At 56.9% G+C, this 17,376-nt stretch carries 16 protein-coding genes; 6 read left to right on the top strand and 10 right to left on the bottom strand.

The window, feature by feature from the left end:
- The first annotated feature begins 183 nt into the window (after window positions 1-183).
- From FJV47_RS12890 to FJV47_RS12870, 5 genes are all read left to right on the top strand, one after another.
- A complete protein-coding gene (locus tag FJV47_RS12890) occupies window positions 184-1,839 on the top strand; it encodes a thiamine pyrophosphate-dependent enzyme (RefSeq protein WP_159613663.1) in 1,656 nt (551 codons plus the stop codon).
- Window positions 1,840-2,004: 165 nt separating this feature from the next.
- Window positions 2,005-3,264 (top strand): tetratricopeptide repeat protein, encoded by a 1,260-nt coding sequence (locus tag FJV47_RS12885; RefSeq protein ID WP_159613661.1) that lies wholly within the window; start codon window positions 2,005-2,007, stop codon window positions 3,262-3,264.
- Between the two features lie 21 nt (window positions 3,265-3,285).
- Complete coding sequence (locus tag FJV47_RS12880) at window positions 3,286-4,890, top strand: hypothetical protein (protein ID WP_159613659.1); 1,605 nt, start codon at window positions 3,286-3,288, stop codon at window positions 4,888-4,890.
- Between the two features lie 134 nt (window positions 4,891-5,024).
- Window positions 5,025-5,393 (top strand): hypothetical protein, encoded by a 369-nt coding sequence (locus tag FJV47_RS12875; protein ID WP_159613657.1) that lies wholly within the window; start codon window positions 5,025-5,027, stop codon window positions 5,391-5,393.
- A gap of 115 nt (window positions 5,394-5,508) precedes the next feature.
- Complete coding sequence (locus FJV47_RS12870; protein WP_159613655.1) at window positions 5,509-5,940, top strand: SRPBCC family protein; 432 nt, start codon at window positions 5,509-5,511, stop codon at window positions 5,938-5,940.
- Window positions 5,941-5,958: 18 nt separating this feature from the next.
- On the opposite strand, the gene FJV47_RS12865 is transcribed toward FJV47_RS12870, so the two are convergent.
- From FJV47_RS12865 to FJV47_RS12830, 8 genes are all read right to left on the bottom strand, one after another.
- Window positions 5,959-6,708, bottom strand: coding sequence for a polysaccharide deacetylase family protein (locus tag FJV47_RS12865; protein WP_159613653.1), 750 nt, complete (start codon window positions 6,706-6,708; stop codon window positions 5,959-5,961).
- 82 nt (window positions 6,709-6,790) lie between these two features.
- Entirely contained in the window at window positions 6,791-8,095 is a 1,305-nt protein-coding gene (locus FJV47_RS12860; RefSeq protein WP_159613651.1) for an MFS transporter, read from the bottom strand.
- Between the two features lie 126 nt (window positions 8,096-8,221).
- Window positions 8,222-8,500, bottom strand: coding sequence for an HPr family phosphocarrier protein (locus FJV47_RS12855; RefSeq protein ID WP_131090591.1), 279 nt, complete (start codon window positions 8,498-8,500; stop codon window positions 8,222-8,224).
- Window positions 8,501-8,552: 52 nt separating this feature from the next.
- Window positions 8,553-10,235, bottom strand: a complete 1,683-nt coding sequence (ptsP, locus tag FJV47_RS12850) for a phosphoenolpyruvate--protein phosphotransferase (protein ID WP_159613649.1) — start codon at window positions 10,233-10,235, stop codon at window positions 8,553-8,555.
- Window positions 10,232-12,241, bottom strand: a complete 2,010-nt coding sequence (locus tag FJV47_RS12845; RefSeq protein WP_159613648.1) for a fructose-specific PTS transporter subunit EIIC — start codon at window positions 12,239-12,241, stop codon at window positions 10,232-10,234. Before FJV47_RS12845 ends, ptsP begins: the two co-directional genes overlap by 4 nt.
- A complete protein-coding gene (locus tag FJV47_RS12840; RefSeq protein WP_159613645.1) occupies window positions 12,238-13,218 on the bottom strand; it encodes a 1-phosphofructokinase family hexose kinase in 981 nt (326 codons plus the stop codon). The genes FJV47_RS12845 and FJV47_RS12840 overlap by 4 nt, the downstream gene beginning before the upstream one ends.
- Complete coding sequence (locus FJV47_RS12835) at window positions 13,215-13,991, bottom strand: DeoR/GlpR family DNA-binding transcription regulator (protein ID WP_159613643.1); 777 nt, start codon at window positions 13,989-13,991, stop codon at window positions 13,215-13,217. The genes FJV47_RS12840 and FJV47_RS12835 overlap by 4 nt, the downstream gene beginning before the upstream one ends.
- Before the next feature lie 238 nt (window positions 13,992-14,229).
- Window positions 14,230-14,718, bottom strand: a complete 489-nt coding sequence (locus FJV47_RS12830; protein WP_159613641.1) for a GNAT family N-acetyltransferase — start codon at window positions 14,716-14,718, stop codon at window positions 14,230-14,232.
- Between the two features lie 321 nt (window positions 14,719-15,039).
- On the opposite strand from FJV47_RS12830, the gene FJV47_RS12825 reads away from it, so the two are divergent.
- Window positions 15,040-15,345, top strand: a complete 306-nt coding sequence (locus FJV47_RS12825; RefSeq protein WP_159613639.1) for a helix-turn-helix domain-containing protein — start codon at window positions 15,040-15,042, stop codon at window positions 15,343-15,345.
- Between the two features lie 83 nt (window positions 15,346-15,428).
- Here FJV47_RS12825 and FJV47_RS12820 read toward each other — a convergent pair whose 3' ends face one another.
- Both FJV47_RS12820 and FJV47_RS12815 read right to left on the bottom strand, forming a co-directional pair.
- Window positions 15,429-15,923 (bottom strand): CoA-binding protein, encoded by a 495-nt coding sequence (locus tag FJV47_RS12820; RefSeq protein ID WP_159613637.1) that lies wholly within the window; start codon window positions 15,921-15,923, stop codon window positions 15,429-15,431.
- On the bottom strand, window positions 15,923-17,296 hold the full coding sequence (locus FJV47_RS12815) for an O-acetylhomoserine aminocarboxypropyltransferase/cysteine synthase family protein (RefSeq protein ID WP_159613635.1): 1,374 nt from the start codon (window positions 17,294-17,296) through the stop codon (window positions 15,923-15,925). The genes FJV47_RS12820 and FJV47_RS12815 overlap by 1 nt, the downstream gene beginning before the upstream one ends.
- Window positions 17,297-17,376: the final 80 nt, after the last annotated feature.

Below are 17,376 nucleotides of genomic sequence, written 5' to 3'. Positions count from 1 at the left end.
TTGTCTAGAAATATGCATCACAGCTTGCATGGTGTCATAGTTGCGTAGTAATAGGCGTTCACAGTGCGCAATCTGTTCTTCTTTAGTACTGTTTTGCGACAACGCAACGTTGCATCACTGGGTCTAGTGCCCTCAGTTTCCGTTGCGTCTGACAATTTCCCGCAAGAAGAAAGACGCCAACAGATGAGTGAAAATGCCCAAGGCCTGACAAAGAAGTCAGCCGGACATGTCATTGTCGATACACTCGCCGCACACGGCGTTGAACGAGCCTATGTAGTCCCAGGTGAAAGCTACCTTGATGTCCTCGATGGACTGCACAACTCACCCATTGAGACCGTTGTTTGCCGCCACGAAGGCGGAGCAACCTACATGGCTGAAGCCGAGGGCAAGATGCATCAACGCTCGGGAATCGCCATGGTGACCCGTGGACCGGGCGCTGCCAACGCTCACGTCGGCTTGCACACCGCCTGGCAGGACTCTACTCCGCTAGTGCTTTTCGTGGGACTGATTCCTTTTGAACACCGTGAAAAAGAAGCTTTCCAAGAATTTGACCCAAAAGCATGGTTTGGTACCGGCGCCAAGCGTGTGATGATCCTGGATCATGCTGACCGTGCCAGTGAAGTCGTCTCCGAAGCAATGTTTGCCGCAATGTCAGGACGGCCGGGGCCGGTCGTAGTGGGACTGCCCGAAGATGTTATTCGCCACGAAATTTCTGCTGAATTGCACCCAGAGATTCCAGTAGCCACCGGTGGCATGACCGTAACGGACTGGAAGTCGTTGAAGAGTGCGTTGCAAGATTCCGATAAGCCACTATTTATTTTTGGTGGCAATGATTGGTCTCAGCAGGGTGCTGAAGAATTCACCCGCTGGCTCGAGGAGCATGATCTTCCAGCTGCTGCTGAATGGCGTTGTGAGGGTACTGTCCCGTTCAGCTCACCGTCCTACGTTGGGCCCATTGGCTACGGTCGCCCCAAGCCAACATATGATCTGTTGGAAGAAACAGACCTGCTGGTGTTCGTAGGAACCGTTCCTGGGGACGTCATCACCGATGGCTTTAACATCCGTCAAAACTGGGAGAAGAAAAACTTCCTGGTCACTATCGACCCGTCGCTGCGCGGGCGCTCTGGTCCAGTCTCGCACCAGATTGTTTCCAAGCCGGATGTTTTCGTTCGTGATCTTCTGTTGATGGATTTGCCAGTCAAGGATTCTTGGAAGGAATGGACCTCCCGGATGCGCGGTGAGCAGGAGAAGTTTGCGGCTCTGCCAACTTCTGAGGCAGCCGATGGTCCGGCAAAAATGGCAACCCTGATGGCTAACTTGGTCAACACGCTACCCGAGGATGCCATGGTCACCTTCGGCGCGGGGGAGCACACCAACTGGGCACACCGTTACTTCCCAACCAATGGGTATGCTTCGATGCTTTCGGCGCGAAACGGATCGATGGGATACTCGATTCCCTCGGCCGTTGCCGCCTCATTGAATTATCCAGGACGTCGCGTCGTCACCATCGCTGGTGATGGAGAGTTCCTCATGAACGGTCAAGAACTGGCTACCGCGACGCAGTACGGGGCCACACCATTGGTGATCGTCATGGATAACCAGCAATACGGCACCATTCGTACCCATCAGGAGCGTCAATACCCAGACCGAGTTTCTGGAACGCAGTTGAAGAATCCAGATTTTGCGTTGATGGCTCAGTCCTTTGGTGGATTTGGAGTCCGTGTAGAAAAAGATGGAGATGTTGCTGCCGCGGTGCAAGCAGCTATCAAGGCAATCGACGAGAACAACACCTTTGCACTCATCCACCTGATTGTGGAGCAAGGTGTTAAGGCCTACTAGATCGCATGAGGGCGTCACGTCTCGCGTCTAATCATGGGCGAGAGCAAAAAATAATCATATAATTCCAACGGGTATCGTTTACGCGATATCCGTTGGGTGCCTTAAACGGCGCAGTAGTCAGATGAAGTTTGCCAGCACCAATTTGCACCAACGGAGCTCTTACAGATGAATGATCCTTTGATCGCTAGCCTTATGCGTGCCGTCGAGGCCGCACCTGAGGAACACGAGTTGCGCCTTCACCTGGCCCAACAACTACATGCAGCTAGCCGCTCGGGCGAAGCATTAGGACATATCAACACGGTGATCCAAAAGGATCCGGGTAATGCCTCCGCCCTGCAATTGTTGGCACAGGTGAGCGCTGCGCTATTAGGCAACGCCGCTCCTGCCGCAACATCTCAGTCGGCAACGGCCAATCTGCCGCAGTCAACCGAAAAGTCTGACTTCGATTGGGACGCCGCAGCACAACAATTCGATCCGTCGGTGCCGGCTCCCTTTGCAGAGCCCCAAATCCAGATGGGTTCAAGCGCCGAGACTATCGCGCCAGTGGAACCAACAGGAGCGCACATCACCCTGGCGGACGTGGGCGGCCTGCAGAATGTTAAGGACCGACTCAATGAGTCCTTCTTAGCGCCCATGCGCAACGCGGCCATCGCTAAGGCCTTCGGCAAATCACTGCGTGGCGGACTGCTTCTCTACGGCCCTCCGGGATGCGGAAAAACCTTCGTTGCGCGGGCCGTTGCCGGTGAGCTACAAGCTAACTTCATGGCCGTAACGATGACCGACATTCTTGATTCGCACATTGGCGAGACCGAGAAAAACATCAAAGCCATCTTCGATAAGGCTCGGAGCAATTCGCCAACAGTCTTGTTCCTTGATGAAGTCGATGCCCTTGGGCTTAGACGAGGTTCGTTGACCGGTAGCGCGTCATGGCTACGTCAGATGGTTAATCAGTTGCTCATGGAAATGGACTCCCTGTCCTCCAACAATGATGGGCTCTACGTTCTGGCCGCGACCAACCACCCGTGGGATCTAGATGAGGCATTGCTACGGCCCGGACGCCTTGATCGTGCCGTTTTGGTAACCGCTCCGGATGAACCCGCCCGCGAATCCATTCTTCGGTACCACTTGGAGCGCCGGCCGATTGCCGGTATCGATCTGAAGTCGATCGTCGCGCAAACCGATGGTTTCTCCGGAGCCGATTTAGAGCATCTGTGCACCACTGCGGCCGAAAAAGCTATGATGCAATCCATTGAACGTAATGAAGTGTTACCGGTAGATATGTCACACATCAGTGTGGCGTTGAAAGAAGTGAAGCCATCAACCTTGCCGTGGCTAGAATCTGCACGGAACGTGGTGCGGTTTAGCAACGAAAATGGTCGTTACGACGAACTCGCCGACTATTTGGTATCCAGAAAACTTCTGTAGTCCAAGCCGGGAAGGCACCGCATGGATTTTGACCTCCTTCACACCAGAGTCGCACACCACCTGGAGACAGGCCGAGAAGCTGAGGCCATTGCACTGCTGAAAGACAATCTCAATGATTATCAGCAGTTTGCCGAATTTTGGATTCTCTATTCGGCATGCCATCTGAATCTAGAACAGTGGGGCGAAGCCGAAGCCACAGCGCGTGCGGCGCTGGGGCTGAATGCTGAGCATCCAATAGCTGGCGAGCAGCTTGCTGTGGCTCTCGCGGGGCAGCGTCGACGAGGCGAAGCATTGGCTACGATTCATCAAGTTATCGCGACAGCTCCAGAGTATGCGCGAGCACATCATCTGCTGGGCATGATCCTGCTAGGAAATGTCCAGAACAATGACGAGCGAATCCTAGCCCGCCAAGCTACCGAACATGCGCTGGAACTGGAACCGGAAAATCCGGATTTTTATCAGGGTGCTGCGTTGGCCGCGGATGTAGCCGGTGACCAGCGCAGTGCTCTGCATTTTCTGGAAACTGGTTTGCGCATAGATCCACATCATCAGGGCCTGTTGCGCTCCGCTGGCAATATTGAGAATGGGCACAAAGTTGTGGGCGATCACGGCCAACTGCTGCGCGGCATGCTGGCCAGTGACCCAATGAATGAAAAGTTGCATCAGGACTACGCGGAGAACTTCCTTGAAAAACAGGCGGTTTATGCGAACCGGTGGTGGGTATTTGTGCCCGGACTCGCGACCGTCGCTTCTTTCGGATTCGGCGCCAACGTTGTGGGCAGCATCGTGGTTATTGTGCTGCTTCTGGCCTGTGCAGGACTGTTCGCTTGGTGGAATATTTCCACTGATCAAAAAACCAAGAAATTACTTCCATCCGGTTACCTCAACGATATTCACGCACGTTTCCCTACGCTAGGTAAAGCTCTTAGGTGCTATCAGATCAGTTGGGGCGTAGCGGTGCTCGGAGCTATAGCTGGCTGCTTTGTTCCGCTGATCGGAGCTACCCTCATGATTCTCAGCGCTGTGCTGGGCAGGGTGGCCTCGGCACTGATTCTCCGAGAGGTTTCCGGGCCGCCAAAAGATCGGACAGATCGCGAAGCACGGCGAATCTATCTGGTGCGCCTGAGTGGAGGGTACGCAGCCGGATTTTGGAAACGAGTACTGCTGGTAGTCGTACAGGTGATTCTTTTCGTGGTTTGTATGGCTCACCCCAGCCAAATTGCAGCGGTGCCGCTGGGTTCGATAGGTGTTGGTCTGTTAACCATCGCTGGGATCTTGGCCTATTGCCAATTACGGTTGGGTTTCAAGAACAACGCCTTCGCCTACGGACTTGCAGTCAGTGCGTCAGCAAAATCGCGGGGCTTTGCACTACTCCGGGGCAATGTGGGTGGGCTGTACTTCATTGGACTGCACTTGCTGATAGGACTCGTGGCATTCTCTGCGTCTCTTGCCTTGCTTGGTGAGGTCCCGGCGCCTGCGGGTAATTCACAAGACTCAGTCAATGAGAAGCCCAAAGAAATGGACAAGGTCTTGCCAACTCAATTGCCTAGTCCAACCCATGAAAATTTCAGTTTTTCACCAATGCCAGAATTACCCGAGATCACCGAGCTTGACGAGTACAAGTAAGTCAGATTTCACTGATTGCAAAGATCACAAGCGATCTGAAGATTCTGTCTTGGCATGCTCGGCCTGACGAAATATGATGAATTGCTACCGAACTACATGTTGCAATAAACCCCAACCACAAGGTGGATAATCAGATGGCAATGATGAGCGAAGAGCTCATTGAGCAGTGGGCAGATGCTACTGCTGAAATCTACAATGAGTCCTTGACTGGCATTAACCTTAGCCGTCTGCCTGAGGCAGTGGCTCAGTACGTCGAACTTTTTTCCCAGAGTGAGAACCTGACCTTCAACGAAAACGCCACCCCAACCGACTACTTCGAGCATCACCCGTTCGTTGCGGTGACTGCGGTGCTGAACACCCCCGAAGCCCTGGAAGCTTTGGACGGCGATGCTCAGGAAGCGCTGGACTCGATGGCCGACTTCACCGAAGCTTGGTACAACTTTGACTTAGAGCAGGAGCCCGAGCTGGGCGTTTCCGAAGCCGATGTTGATGAAGACTGGTAAACACCGGTAATACTTTGGACGGCACCAAGCATCACAACTGCTTGGTGCCGTTTTTGTCCACACGAATCTTCTGAAAGCTATTCCCAATACTCGACCTGAGTGCAACTATTCGGGTATGAGCCAGTTCAGTGTTTTTGAAAGCACCGTTCTTATCCATTTGCCGGTGCGCCGTGTGTGGGAGTTGCTGACCGACTGGGCAGCTGCTCCCTTATGGATTCATGGGATTGGTTCCATGCATTCAGATGAACCTGAACTCAAAGTGGGGACAAACCTGGTTTATCGAGTCGCCGGGCATGAGCGGGTGTATCGGGTTCACGATCTGATAGAGAACCGACTGCTAATCCTGCACACATCAGAAAATCCAGATGGCCTGTCCTATCGATATGACCTGAAAGATGACGCGGGAAACACCGAAGTGGTGCTTCAGGTAGCGATCATCAATCCGGATTTGAGCATCGAACAGTGCGAGGCGCTTGCCGCGAACGTGCGCGAAAGTGAAGGGGACAAACTGGATCAACTGCGGCTCTACGCGGAGCAGGCCCCCTGACAGGTATGACTTCGTGCCCTATTGTTTGGGTTCCCGCGGCGCCGACGAATAGGGCGTGGAGATCCTCAAATTCCCATCAAAGAGCTGATCAACGGTAACAAGTGTGTATCCCTTTAACTTCAGCTGCGCCAAGAGTTCGGGAACCGCGTGCACTGTGACCTGACGGGTGTCGTGCATCAGAATAATGGAGCCTGGTTGAATGGCGTCCATTACGGCATCCACGATCTTGTTTGATTCTTTGAGCCTGCCATCGTGGCTGTGAACATCCCAGAGAATCAATGGATAGGGCACTAGCTTATTGTGGGCAACATCGTGATGCCCTAGCGGTGGTCTAAATGCACTGGGGCTGTCACCGGTTAGCTTCTTGATAACAGTGTCGGTGCGTATCAGTTGCTGATCCAGCTGGTCACCGGACAACTTGGTGATATCCGAATGATCCCACGTATGGCTTCCCACTTGATGGCCTTCTGCGCTCATGCGCTGTACCGTGCCGGGGTACTTCTCTACTTTGCTTCCGATGAGAAAAAACGTCGCGGGAATTTGAGCTGACTTCAGAGTATTCAAAAGTTCTTCAGTGAATTGGTCCGGGCCATCGTCAAAAGTCAGTGCCACACAGCGTAGGACCGCACAATCTACGTGTTCTTCGTGGCTCGGGTCGGGTGAGTGCGCGGATGTTTGCTGGTCGGTAGTTGCGGAGCAGGACACTAGGGTTGCCAACCCGATCAAAGACAGTGAAAACATGATCCAGTGAGTAATTCGTCGGCTCATCTTTCTAGTCTTGCCGTTGAAAGCTCGTTTAGTACAGGCTTCTGCCCGATTGAGTCGAAAAATCGATATCAGCTATTGGCAGCTATCGAATCTCACCTTCAGACACAGTAACGGGATCGCTGAGCAACGGATGTTCCACTTCATCGCGAGCAAATTTGCCCATCCACCACGCAATGACGCCAAATACTGGTGAAGCAAGGCCGGCGATGATAAAAATCGATTGCAAGCTTAGGACCTGGCTCAACGGGCCGGCGGCTGCCATGGACAGCGGCATCAGTGCCAACGACACGAAAAAGTCTAGGCTGGAAATTCGACCCAACAGATGGCTGGGCACTCTTCGCTGCAACAGTGTGCCCCAAATGACCATGCCCACCGCATCGGTGATACCGAATGCCAAGAGGATGATGAACAGCATCCACGCTTGATCAACATAGCCCACCAAGGCCAAGGGCAAAGTGCCCAAACACCAGCAAGCAGTCATCAAACTCAAATAGCGGCGCGGAAATTTAGCCGAGGCAATCAGTAATGAACCCAGCGCTGAGCCAACGCCAAAGAAGGCCAGCGCAAAACTGAAAAGTTTCGCATCGCCGTGCAGATTGTCGCTGACAATGAACGGTAACAGCACCTCAAAAGGACCTATAAAAGTGAACACGGAAATGACCGAAAATAAGAGGGTCCACAACAGCCAGCGAGTGCGTACGGTGTACCCAACGCCCTCGCGCAATTGTCGGACTATGCCAGGCTTCGCTTCGCCTTCGGCGACGGCTACCGCGTTGTAGGCCTCCCGGTTGGGAATCCTGCGCAGCATCAGCAAGGCGGTCAAATGTACCGCAGCCACGCCAATAATGGCGTGCGCTGGTGAGAGCGCTGCGACTAGGAATCCCGCGGTCATCGGCCCCAAAGCTGTATGCACCACCGGGCGCACGGTTCCCTCCAGCCCGTTGGCGGCCAGCAACTGATCGCTGGGCAACATCTTGGGCAGCAAGGCGGAGTAGGCAGGATAGAAGAATGCTGAGCCTGCGCCCATGAAGAATCCCGTGACCATCAGATGCCATAGTTCCAGAGCGCCGGAAATGGCCAGAAGTGCGGTGATGCCCATTAGGGCAAAGGAGAAGGTTTCTACCAGCAGCACAATGCGACGGCATGAATGGCGGTCTGCCATGATGCCACCGAAAAGCACAAAACACAGCAGTCCCACGGCGTTGGCGGTGGCGACCATGGAGAGTTCTACCGGTCCGCCGTCCAGGCGACGTACCTGATAAACCATGGCGACGGTCCACATGCCGGCGGCGAAAGTCGAGAAAACAAGGGCGCTGGCCAGCAGGGCGTAATCGCGAACGGCGAAGGGCCTGATGAGGCGCAGCGCGGAGGTCTTGAGCGCGCTCATGCAAACTCCTACGTTAGTGCGTAAGTATCATCATCCGCTAACTGATTGAGTTCTGTCAATCAGTAAATTGAGCACAAAAAACGGGGAACAAGCCACAGCTTGTTCCCCGAGTTCTTGAGCTAAAAATTACTCAGCGTCGTGGTCGGTCTCCAAGATGGTGACCAGCTGGTCAAGGGCAGCTTCTGCGCCTTCACCTTCTGCACGAAGAACCACGGAAGTACCGTGCTCTGCACCAAGGCCCATCAGGGACAGGATGCTCGATGCGTCCATTGCCTCATCTGCTGGCTCGCCTTCCAGAGCGATGGTGACCTCAACTGGAAGTTCTGCTGCAGCTTCAGCGAAGATCGCTGCCGGGCGGGCGTGCAAACCGACGCGGCTGCCGATGATTGCGGTACGTTCTGCCATGATGGCTCCTTCAGGTTTAGATGAAACGTTGTTTCAGATAAATTCTAATGGTCTACAGGCCAAAGCGGTCTAGTTCGCTAAGCTCAGCGCGTACTACACTACGAGCCAACTCGGCCGAAGGAGCATCCAAAGCCAACTTCGCCAGACGCTGAGCATTGGCCAAGTCCACGGTACGCAGTACCGCAGAGACCGGGGCCAAAGCGCGCTTGTTCATGGAGAGGGTATTCACACCCAAGCCCACAAGAACAACAGCCAAGGCTGGATCAGCAGCAGCTTCACCACAGACGCCCACCGGCTTGCCCCCGGCGCTCTGGGCTCCAGCGGTGGTTGCGGCGACCATGTGCAGTACCGCTGGCTGCCATGGGTCGTTCAGCTCGGCCAAGGTGCCCAGCTGACGGTCAGCAGCCATGGTGTACTGGGTCAGGTCGTTGGTGCCAATGGAAACAAAGTCACAACGCTGCAGAATCTGTCCGGCCAGAACAGCAGCGGAGGGGACCTCAATCATGGTTCCGGCAGTAGCCAGACCAGCAGCCTTCGCCATTTCGGCGAAGTCCTGCGCTTCGGCAGGAGTGGAGATCATCGGAGCCATAACCCAGACATCTGCCTCGTGCTCGCTGGTGGCCTGAGCGATGGCCTTGAGCTGACGCTCTAGGACCCCAGGGCTCGTCAGATCGGTGCGGTAACCGCGCACACCCAGTGCCGGGTTTGGCTCGGAGGAGTCGGTCAAGAATGGCAGTGGCTTATCGGCCCCGGCATCCAGGGTACGAACCACAACTTTCTTGCCCGCGAAGGCAGCAAAGACGGCACCGTAGGCAGCCACCTGCTCTTCGTGGGTTGGTTCCTTGTCCTTACCCAAGAAGCAGAACTCGGTACGCAGCAGGCCCACGCCTTCGGCGCCGGCCGCGGCCGCAGCCTGTGCGTCCTCGCCGCTACCCACATTGGAAAGCAGTGGAACGCGGTAGCCGTCGGAGAGTTCGCCGGTGCCGGAGAAATCTGGCAAAACCTCGCGGTTGGCGTAGGTGGTGGCCAGGTGTTCTTCGGCCTCGGATGGGTCGGTGACAACCTGTCCGTCGATGCCATCAACAAAGACCAGGTCTCCGTCGGCCAGTTCGGTGGTTTCTGGTGCAGCAACGATCGCTGGCAGGCCCAGCGAGCGGGCGATAATCGCGGTATGCGACTGCGGTCCGCCATCGGAGGTGACCAGGGCCAGGACCTTGGCTGGGTCCAGGGTGGCAGTGTCCGCTGGGGCCAGATCTACGGCAGCCAGGATGAATGGCTCATCCGAATCCGGGATGCCTGGGGCAGGGACCCCGCGCAGCTCGGCCACGATGCGGGCGCGCACATCCAGTACGTCTCCGGCACGTTCTGCCATGTAACCGCCCAGAGCGGTCAGCTGGGTGGCGACCGCGTCGGCAGCTTCCCAGATGGCCGACTCTGCGCAGGTTCCACCGGTGACCAGCTTGGTGGCGGACTTAAGCAGCGAACGGTCGCTGGCCATCAACGCGGTGGCCTTCAGTACGGCCTGCGCGTCGCCGGTAGCCAGCGCTGCGCGTTCCTTCAGCCCGGTGGCCACGGCCTTGGAGGCTTCGGTCAACCGTGCGGTTTCTTCCTCAGCGCTCACGCCTGCTGGCAGTGGCGCACCATCCGCTGGTGCGAGGATTGGTTCAGGCATACGGCGGACGCGTCCAATGACACGTCCGGCGCTGACGCCTACTCCGGTGAACTTCTTACTCATGCTGCGACCTTTGCCGATTCAGCGGCTCCAGCGGGAGCCTTACGTGCGTACTTCTTCAACACAATGACCAATACGGCAGAAATGACCGCGCCGATCAGGGTGGCTACCAAGAATAGTGGCCAGGTGTTGTTCATTGCGAAGAAGACGAAGATGCCACCGTGTGGGGCCTGGCTGACCACGTTGAATGCCATGACCAGTGAACCGGTGACACCGGCGCCCACCATGGAAGCTGGGATCACGCGCAGTGGGTCCGCGGCGGCGAATGGAATCGCGCCTTCAGAGATGAAAGCGGCGCCCAGCAACCAGGCTGCCTTGCCGTTTTCGCGTTCGGCTTCGGTGAACAGCTTTGCCTGCACCGCGGTGGCCAGCGCCATGCCCAGTGGCGGAACCATGCCGGCAGCCATCACGGCAGCCATGATCATCAGTGGGGCAGGGTTATCGGTCAGCGAGCCGGTGCCCAGACCAGCAACTGCGAAGGAGTAGGCAACCTTGTTCACTGGACCGCCAAGGTCCACAGCCATCATCAAACCTAGGATCAGACCCAGGACCACAGCAGCGGTGCCGGACATGCCCGATAGCCAGTTGTTCAGTGCTTCGGTGAGCTTAGCGATCGGACCGCCAAGGAAGAGGAACATGATGCCCGAGGCGATGATCGAACCCAACAGCGGCACGATGACCACCGGCATCAGGCCGCGCATCCAACGAGGAACATTCCACGAGGTGATCCAACGGGCAGCCAGACCGGCGAGCAGACCACCGACGATACCGCCGAGGAAGCCAGCGCCCATGAAGCCTGCTACCGCACCAGCGGTGAAGCCCGGTGCGATACCTGGTCGGTCAGCGTAGGCGTAGGCAATGTAGCCGGCCAACGCTGGGACCAGGAAGCCCATGGACAGGCCACCGATCTTGAACGCAACTGCTGCGATGTAGGCCATGAAGCCGGCATCAGGCAGGTTGAATAAAGTATTCTCGGTCAGGTATTTATCCGCAACTTCGGTGATGTCATAACCACCGAAGAGGAAGCCTAGAGCGATGAGCAGACCGCCACCGGCCACAAACGGGATCATGTAGGAGACACCGGTGAGCAGTGCGCGCTTTAGGCCAGCGCCGAAGGACTCGTTGTCCTTATTCTCTTCGGTGCTTGCTGCGGCACCGGCTGGAACGCGGCGTGCCTGTGGATCTTCGGAGGCTGCAATAGCGTCGTTGATCAGCTTTTCTGGCTCATCGATGCCGCGCTTGACTGGAACCTGGATCACTGGCTTGCCGGCAAAACGGCCACGGTCACGCACGTCCACGTCAACGGCGAAGATCACCGCGTCGGCCGCTTCGATGACTGCTGGATCCAGTGGGGTGGAGCCCGAAGAACCCTGGGTCTCTACCGCGAAGTCCACACCCATCTCTTCGGCGGTCTGCGCCAGCGAGTCAGCAGCCATGTAGGTGTGCGCGATGCCGGTAGGGCAGGCGGTCACCGCAACGATGGACTTCTTCTTGGTGCCGGGAGCTGCAGCTGGAGCCGCTTCGGCGGCCGGTGCGGCCACTGGAGCAGCGGCAGGCTTGTCAGCAACCACTTCGCGCACCAGTTCCACAATCTCAGCTTCGCTCTTGGCTTCACGCAGGGCGCCGGTGAAGGATTTCTTCACCAGTGCACGAGCCAGCTTGGAGAGCAGCTTGAGGTGGGCCTGATCAGCACCGTCCGGGGCAGCAATGAAGAAGACCAGATCAGCCTCGCCGTCTTTGGCGCCGAAGTTCACCTTCGGGTTTAGGCGGGCCATGGCCAAGGTAGGTTCGGTGACCGCGGTGGAACGGCAATGCGGGATCGCAATACCGCCAGGAACGCCGGTGGCGGTCTTGGCTTCGCGCGCCTTACCGTCGGCAGCCAACGAGGCAGCGTCGGTGGCTCGACCCTGATCGGCAACTAGCTGGGCTAGCTTTTCGATGACTTCGGTGGTGCTGTTGCCCAAATCGGCGTCGAGCAGCACGAGCTCGGGGGTGATTAGTTCACTCATGACTCGGTTCCTTGTGTTGGGATAAGTTCGTTGACGGTGACGGCGTCAACGGTGAGATCAGATTCTGTCGGGATGGTGGAGCCTGGTAGCTGCGTGGCGGCAGCCCCGTAGGCGACGGCATTTTTTAGCCGTTGGGGAGCACTGGCTCCTGCAACATCAGCCAGCAGGTAACCAGCCAGCGACGAGTCGCCGGCCCCCACCGTGCTGCGCGGGGTGATCGGGGTATGCGATCCATGCCAGACCCCGTCCTTGGTGACCAGCAGGGCGCCCTTGGCTCCCAAAGTGGCCAAAACCGAACCAACGCCCTTAGCCAGCAGTTGCTGGGCACAATTGGTGGCCAGCTCTACCGAGCCTTCAAGGGCTTCTTCGTCGCAGCCACCGACCAACTCAGCCAGCTCTTCAGCATTAGGCTTGATCAGATCCGGGACGTGCTGCGCACTATGGGCAAAGAGTTCGATCAGCGGAGCACCAGAGGTATCCACTGCGATCTTTGGGCACTTTTCCCCAAGGTCGGTACGAAGCTTAGCGGTGAGCTGCGCGTAAAAGTCGGCAGGGACGCCCGGAGGCAGCGAACCTGCTAAGACCAGCCAGTTGGCTTCGACGGCGGCGGTGGCCACCAGCTCGCTGAGCTCGGTGAGCAGGGCGGCGTCCAAGGAAGGGCCCGGCTCGTTGATCTTGGTGGTGGTGCCATCAGGATCGGTCAGCGTGATGTTGGTGCGTAATGGTTCGCTGATCGATAGGGTGCGGTGAGCCAGCTTGTCGTGACTCAGCGCAGTGACCAGCGGGTCGGTGACCGCCCCGGGGAGTACTGCCAAGGTGGGCACGCCTGCGGCGGCGATGGCGCGCGAGACGTTTACGCCCTTGCCGGCAGCCTGCACGTGGCTGGCGGTGGCGCGCTGTACTGCACCGTGGGACAGTGGCTCACTGAGCTCGACGGTTTTATCGAGGGCTGGGTTAACAGTCAATGTGACGATCATGCGATCACTACCTCTACATCGGCAGCTTCCAGCGCTGCAGCTAGTTCAGCGCCAGGCTGCTGGTCGGTGACCAGGGTGTCAACGGAGCCTAGGTTGGCAAAACGAACCAGAGTTTCCTGATCAAATTTGGAGCTGTCCGCTAGCAAGACCACGCGGCGGGCGCTGGAAACCAGTGCTCGCTTCACGGCTGCTTCCAGCGGGTCTGGGGTACTTAGCCCAAAACCTGCGTGCAGTCCGTTGGTGCCGATAAACGCAATGTCTGCACGGTGACGGGAGTACTCTTCCACGGTCTGTGCGCCCGAAGCTGCACCGGTTAGGCCACGCACGCGTCCACCGATCAGCTCTAAGGTGGTCTCAGGGCTCTGCGCCAGAACCGAGGCGATAGGCAGTGCATGGGTGATGATTACTAGCCCTGCGCTTGCGTTGGTGCGCAGCATGCGTTCGGCCAGGAACTCGGTGGTGGTGCCCGCATCGATGATGACCGAAGCATCCGAGACCGGCAGCAGGCTCAGGGCGCGCTGAGCGATCCGAGATTTTGCATCGGAGTGGATGGCGGTGCGGATCAGGTGGCTTTCCTCTCGGGTACTTGCCTCGGTGGTGGTGACCGCTCCACCGTGAACACGGCGTAAGAAGTTTTCTGATTCGAGTTGGGCAAGGTCGCGGCGGACCGTTTCCCGGGTGATTTCAAAGCGTTCGGCGAGCTGAGCGACGGTAACTTTACCGTCCTTCTCAAGCTGCTCGACGATCAGCCGGTGTCGTTCTTCGGCGAACATTTACTGCCTCCGCAATTCCTCATGACCTGCACCACATGAATCTGTGTTTCCATGACTTTATGCCCGATTGCGTGGGAACGTCAAGTGAAATGTGAGCGAAATTTAACGATGTGGACATTTAAAAGTGGTTATAGTTGGTATTTTGCCAAGTGGCCAACTTATCGCAGAGCTGAGGAGACAAAAATTTTCGTCTTGATGAATGGTTTGATGCTTAGCTTGTTGTCGGATTCTCACCGCGCTAGATTGAGTGTGCGGCGCGTGCTTTGCGGCGCATCCACACGGTAACGCTGCCATCGCCCGGTTCTTCCTCGAAATCAAAAGCAAACCCAGCTTTTTCGTAGAAGCCCCGAGCGTGTTCATTACCTTTGACGAATTCGAGGCGAACGTCGGCGTGCTCGCCGACAAATTCCAGTGCAGTATTCATGAGCAAGAGACCAATACGTTTGCCCTGCGCTTCGGGAAGCACGTAGATCTTCCAGATCACGGCATCTCCCTCGAACTCACCAATGGTCACCGTGCCCAATACCTGCTCACCATCGCAGGCAACAAAGGTAGCGTCTTCTTCGATCGTTTGCCGAACGGCAGATTCTGTCCACCACGAGTTCAGATTTGCCAGAACATAGTTTGGCGATGTGAACGGTAGGTAGGTGGCAGGCCAAGTTAATAGTCCAATGGCCTGAACTGCCGGAATATCTGACGAATCTGCGCGACGCACGGTAACGGTCACTTGGGGGACTCCTTGTTAGTTGGGTGGGCCTAGCCCGAGAGTCTTTGGATATTTCAATCGTAATCCATGGAGTGTGCTGCATACCTTATGAGTTCTAGAACGTATGAATAGTAAAATTTGTCATGTGGCACATCGATGTTGAAAATCTTGAGCTCTGGTTCATGGCACTTTAATAGGCGTCGCATTGTTCGCGTATTTTCTGTACCCAGGTTTCTGGCCGCTGATGTTCCTGCGTTGGGGCTTCCACTTACAGACGCCATAAAGAATTCGCGGATCCAGTCTATGAAGCTCGTTGGCAACGACTACTGAATGGTGAAGGTGATGACTAAGAACCTTGATGAACTACTAGAACAAAGACCGGTGAATGAAGAGCTCGCATCAATATTTGAGGATCAATTGCGCGCCGAAATCCGCGCCTATCGCCTCAGGGAGTTGCGTGAAAAATCAAAACTCACGCAGACTGCGATGGCTAAGGTCCTGGACGTCAGCCAGAAACGTGTCTCCAACATCGAGCACGGCGCCGTTGAGCGGGCACAAGTTGATACTTTGCGCAGGTATGTTGAAGCGCTCGGTGGGACGTTGCTCGTGGAAGCGAAATTCGGCGATGAAACTTATCGGATCGCCTAGAGCTGGACTGTAAAAGACAGGTAATGCCGGTGCCGGGCAACCAAATAGGCTGCCCGGCACCGGCATTAGTTCATCAGGACTGGTTAGGCGAGTACCTGGCGCTTGGAAGAAATCACGCCGGTATTAAAGCCGGCTAAACGCAGCCCGCCGTGGAAACGGGCGTGCTCAATCTTGACGCAACGATCCATCACGACGTTCATGCCGGCCGCTTCGGCTCGGCGCGCCACGTCTTCATGCCATGAACCGAGCTGGAGCCACAGGGTCTTCGCACCCACAGCCAAGGCCTCGTCCAAAACCGAGGGCAGGTCATCGTGCTTGCGGAAGACTTCCACCAGGTCCGGGGTCTCTGGCAGATCTGCCAGGGACTTGTAGACCGGCTGGCCCAGGATCTCATCGAGTACCGGGTTGATGAAGTACACCTTGTACTTGGACGAGGACAGCAGGTAGGTCGCGACGAAGTAGCTGGCACGCGAGGGCTTGTTCGATGCGCCCACGATGGCAATGGTCTTGGTGTCGCGCAGGATGCCCAGACGTTCGGCTGCGCCCGGACCTTCCCAGGTGCGTTCGGTGGTGCTCATTAGTTGGCTCCCTTCGGTGCTGCAGGAATGGCGCAAGCTGCACCGTCATAGGTTGGTGCCGCGAATTCTTCGGCAGAACCAGCAACGGCTTCCTGCGAAGCGGTTAGTGCCTGATCCAGATCCCAAAGGATGTCCTCGACATCTTCCAGACCCACCGATAGGCGGATCAGGTCTTCAGGAACACCGGCAGCAACCAGCTGATCAGCGCTCAGCTGCTGGTGTGTGGTGGATGCGGGGTGAAGCACCAGGGTGCGGGCATCGCCAATATTGGCCAGGTGACTGGCCAGTTGCAAAGCTTCAATGAACTTGGAGCCGGCCTCGCGGCCGCCCTTTACGCCGAAGCTAAAGACCGAGCCGACACCCATCGGCAGTAGTTCCTTGGCATGTGCATGCTGCGGGTGCGATTGCAGACCTGCGTAGTTCACGTAGGTGACCCGTGGGTCGGCTTCCAACCATGCGGCAACCTGCTTGGCATTGGCCAAGTGATTATCCATGCGCTGAGGCAGTGTCTCTAGGCCTTGGAGCAGCTGGAATGCCGACTGGGCTGGCAGGGCCGGGCCGAAGTCGCGCAGTTGTTCGCTACGCAGTTTGGTCAAGAATCCGTACTCGCCGAAGTTATCCCACCAAGAAACGTTGCCGTAGCTGGCTACCGGTTCGGTCATGGCCGGGAACTTACCGTTGCCCCAGTTGAACTTGCCGGACTCCACGACGACGCCGCCAAGGGTCGTGCCGTGGCCGCCGATGAACTTAGTGGCCGAATGAATCACGATATCGGCACCGTGCTCGATTGGCCGCAGGATGTATGGGGGAGTGAGTGTGGAGTCGACGACCAGCGGGATCAGGTGGCGGTGCGCCACCTCGGCCAGGCCCTTGAGATCGGCGATATCGCCCGAAGGGTTGGCTACCACTTCGGTGTAGACGGCTTTGGTGTTCTCCTGGATGGCGGCCTCGAAGTCGGCTGGATCATTGGAGTCGATGAAGGTGGTGTTGATGCCGAAGCGGCGCAGTGAGACGTCCAGCTGGGTAATGGTGCCGCCGTAGAGCTTGGAGGAGGCCACGATGTGGTCCCCGGCCTGGGCAAGGGCGGCGAAGGTGACGAACTCGGCGGCCATGCCGGAACCGGTGGCTACTGCACCGATGCCGCCTTCCAGGGAAGCCATGCGCTCCTCAAAAGCAGCGACGGTCGGGTTGCCGATGCGCGAGTAGATGTTGCCGTACTTCTGCAATGCGAAGAGGTTGGCTGCGTCATCGGCATCTTTGAAGACGAATGAGGTGCTCTGATAGATGGGCACTGCGCGGGCGCCGTGCTCGGCATCGGGGGTGCCACCGGCGTGCAATGCGCGGGTGCGGAATCCAAACTGATGATCTGCCATGATGGCTTACGACTCCTTGTCGATTGGGTTTTCGCGATTCACCGGCAAGCGGTGGTGCGATCGAGGCAGGAATCCCGGAA

The sequence above is a fragment of the Glutamicibacter sp. JC586 genome (assembly GCF_009805585.1).
Taxonomy (GTDB): domain Bacteria; phylum Actinomycetota; class Actinomycetes; order Actinomycetales; family Micrococcaceae; genus Glutamicibacter.
The sequence above is the reverse complement of the archived record's forward strand: the minus strand, read 5'-3'. Positions and strand labels throughout refer to the sequence as shown.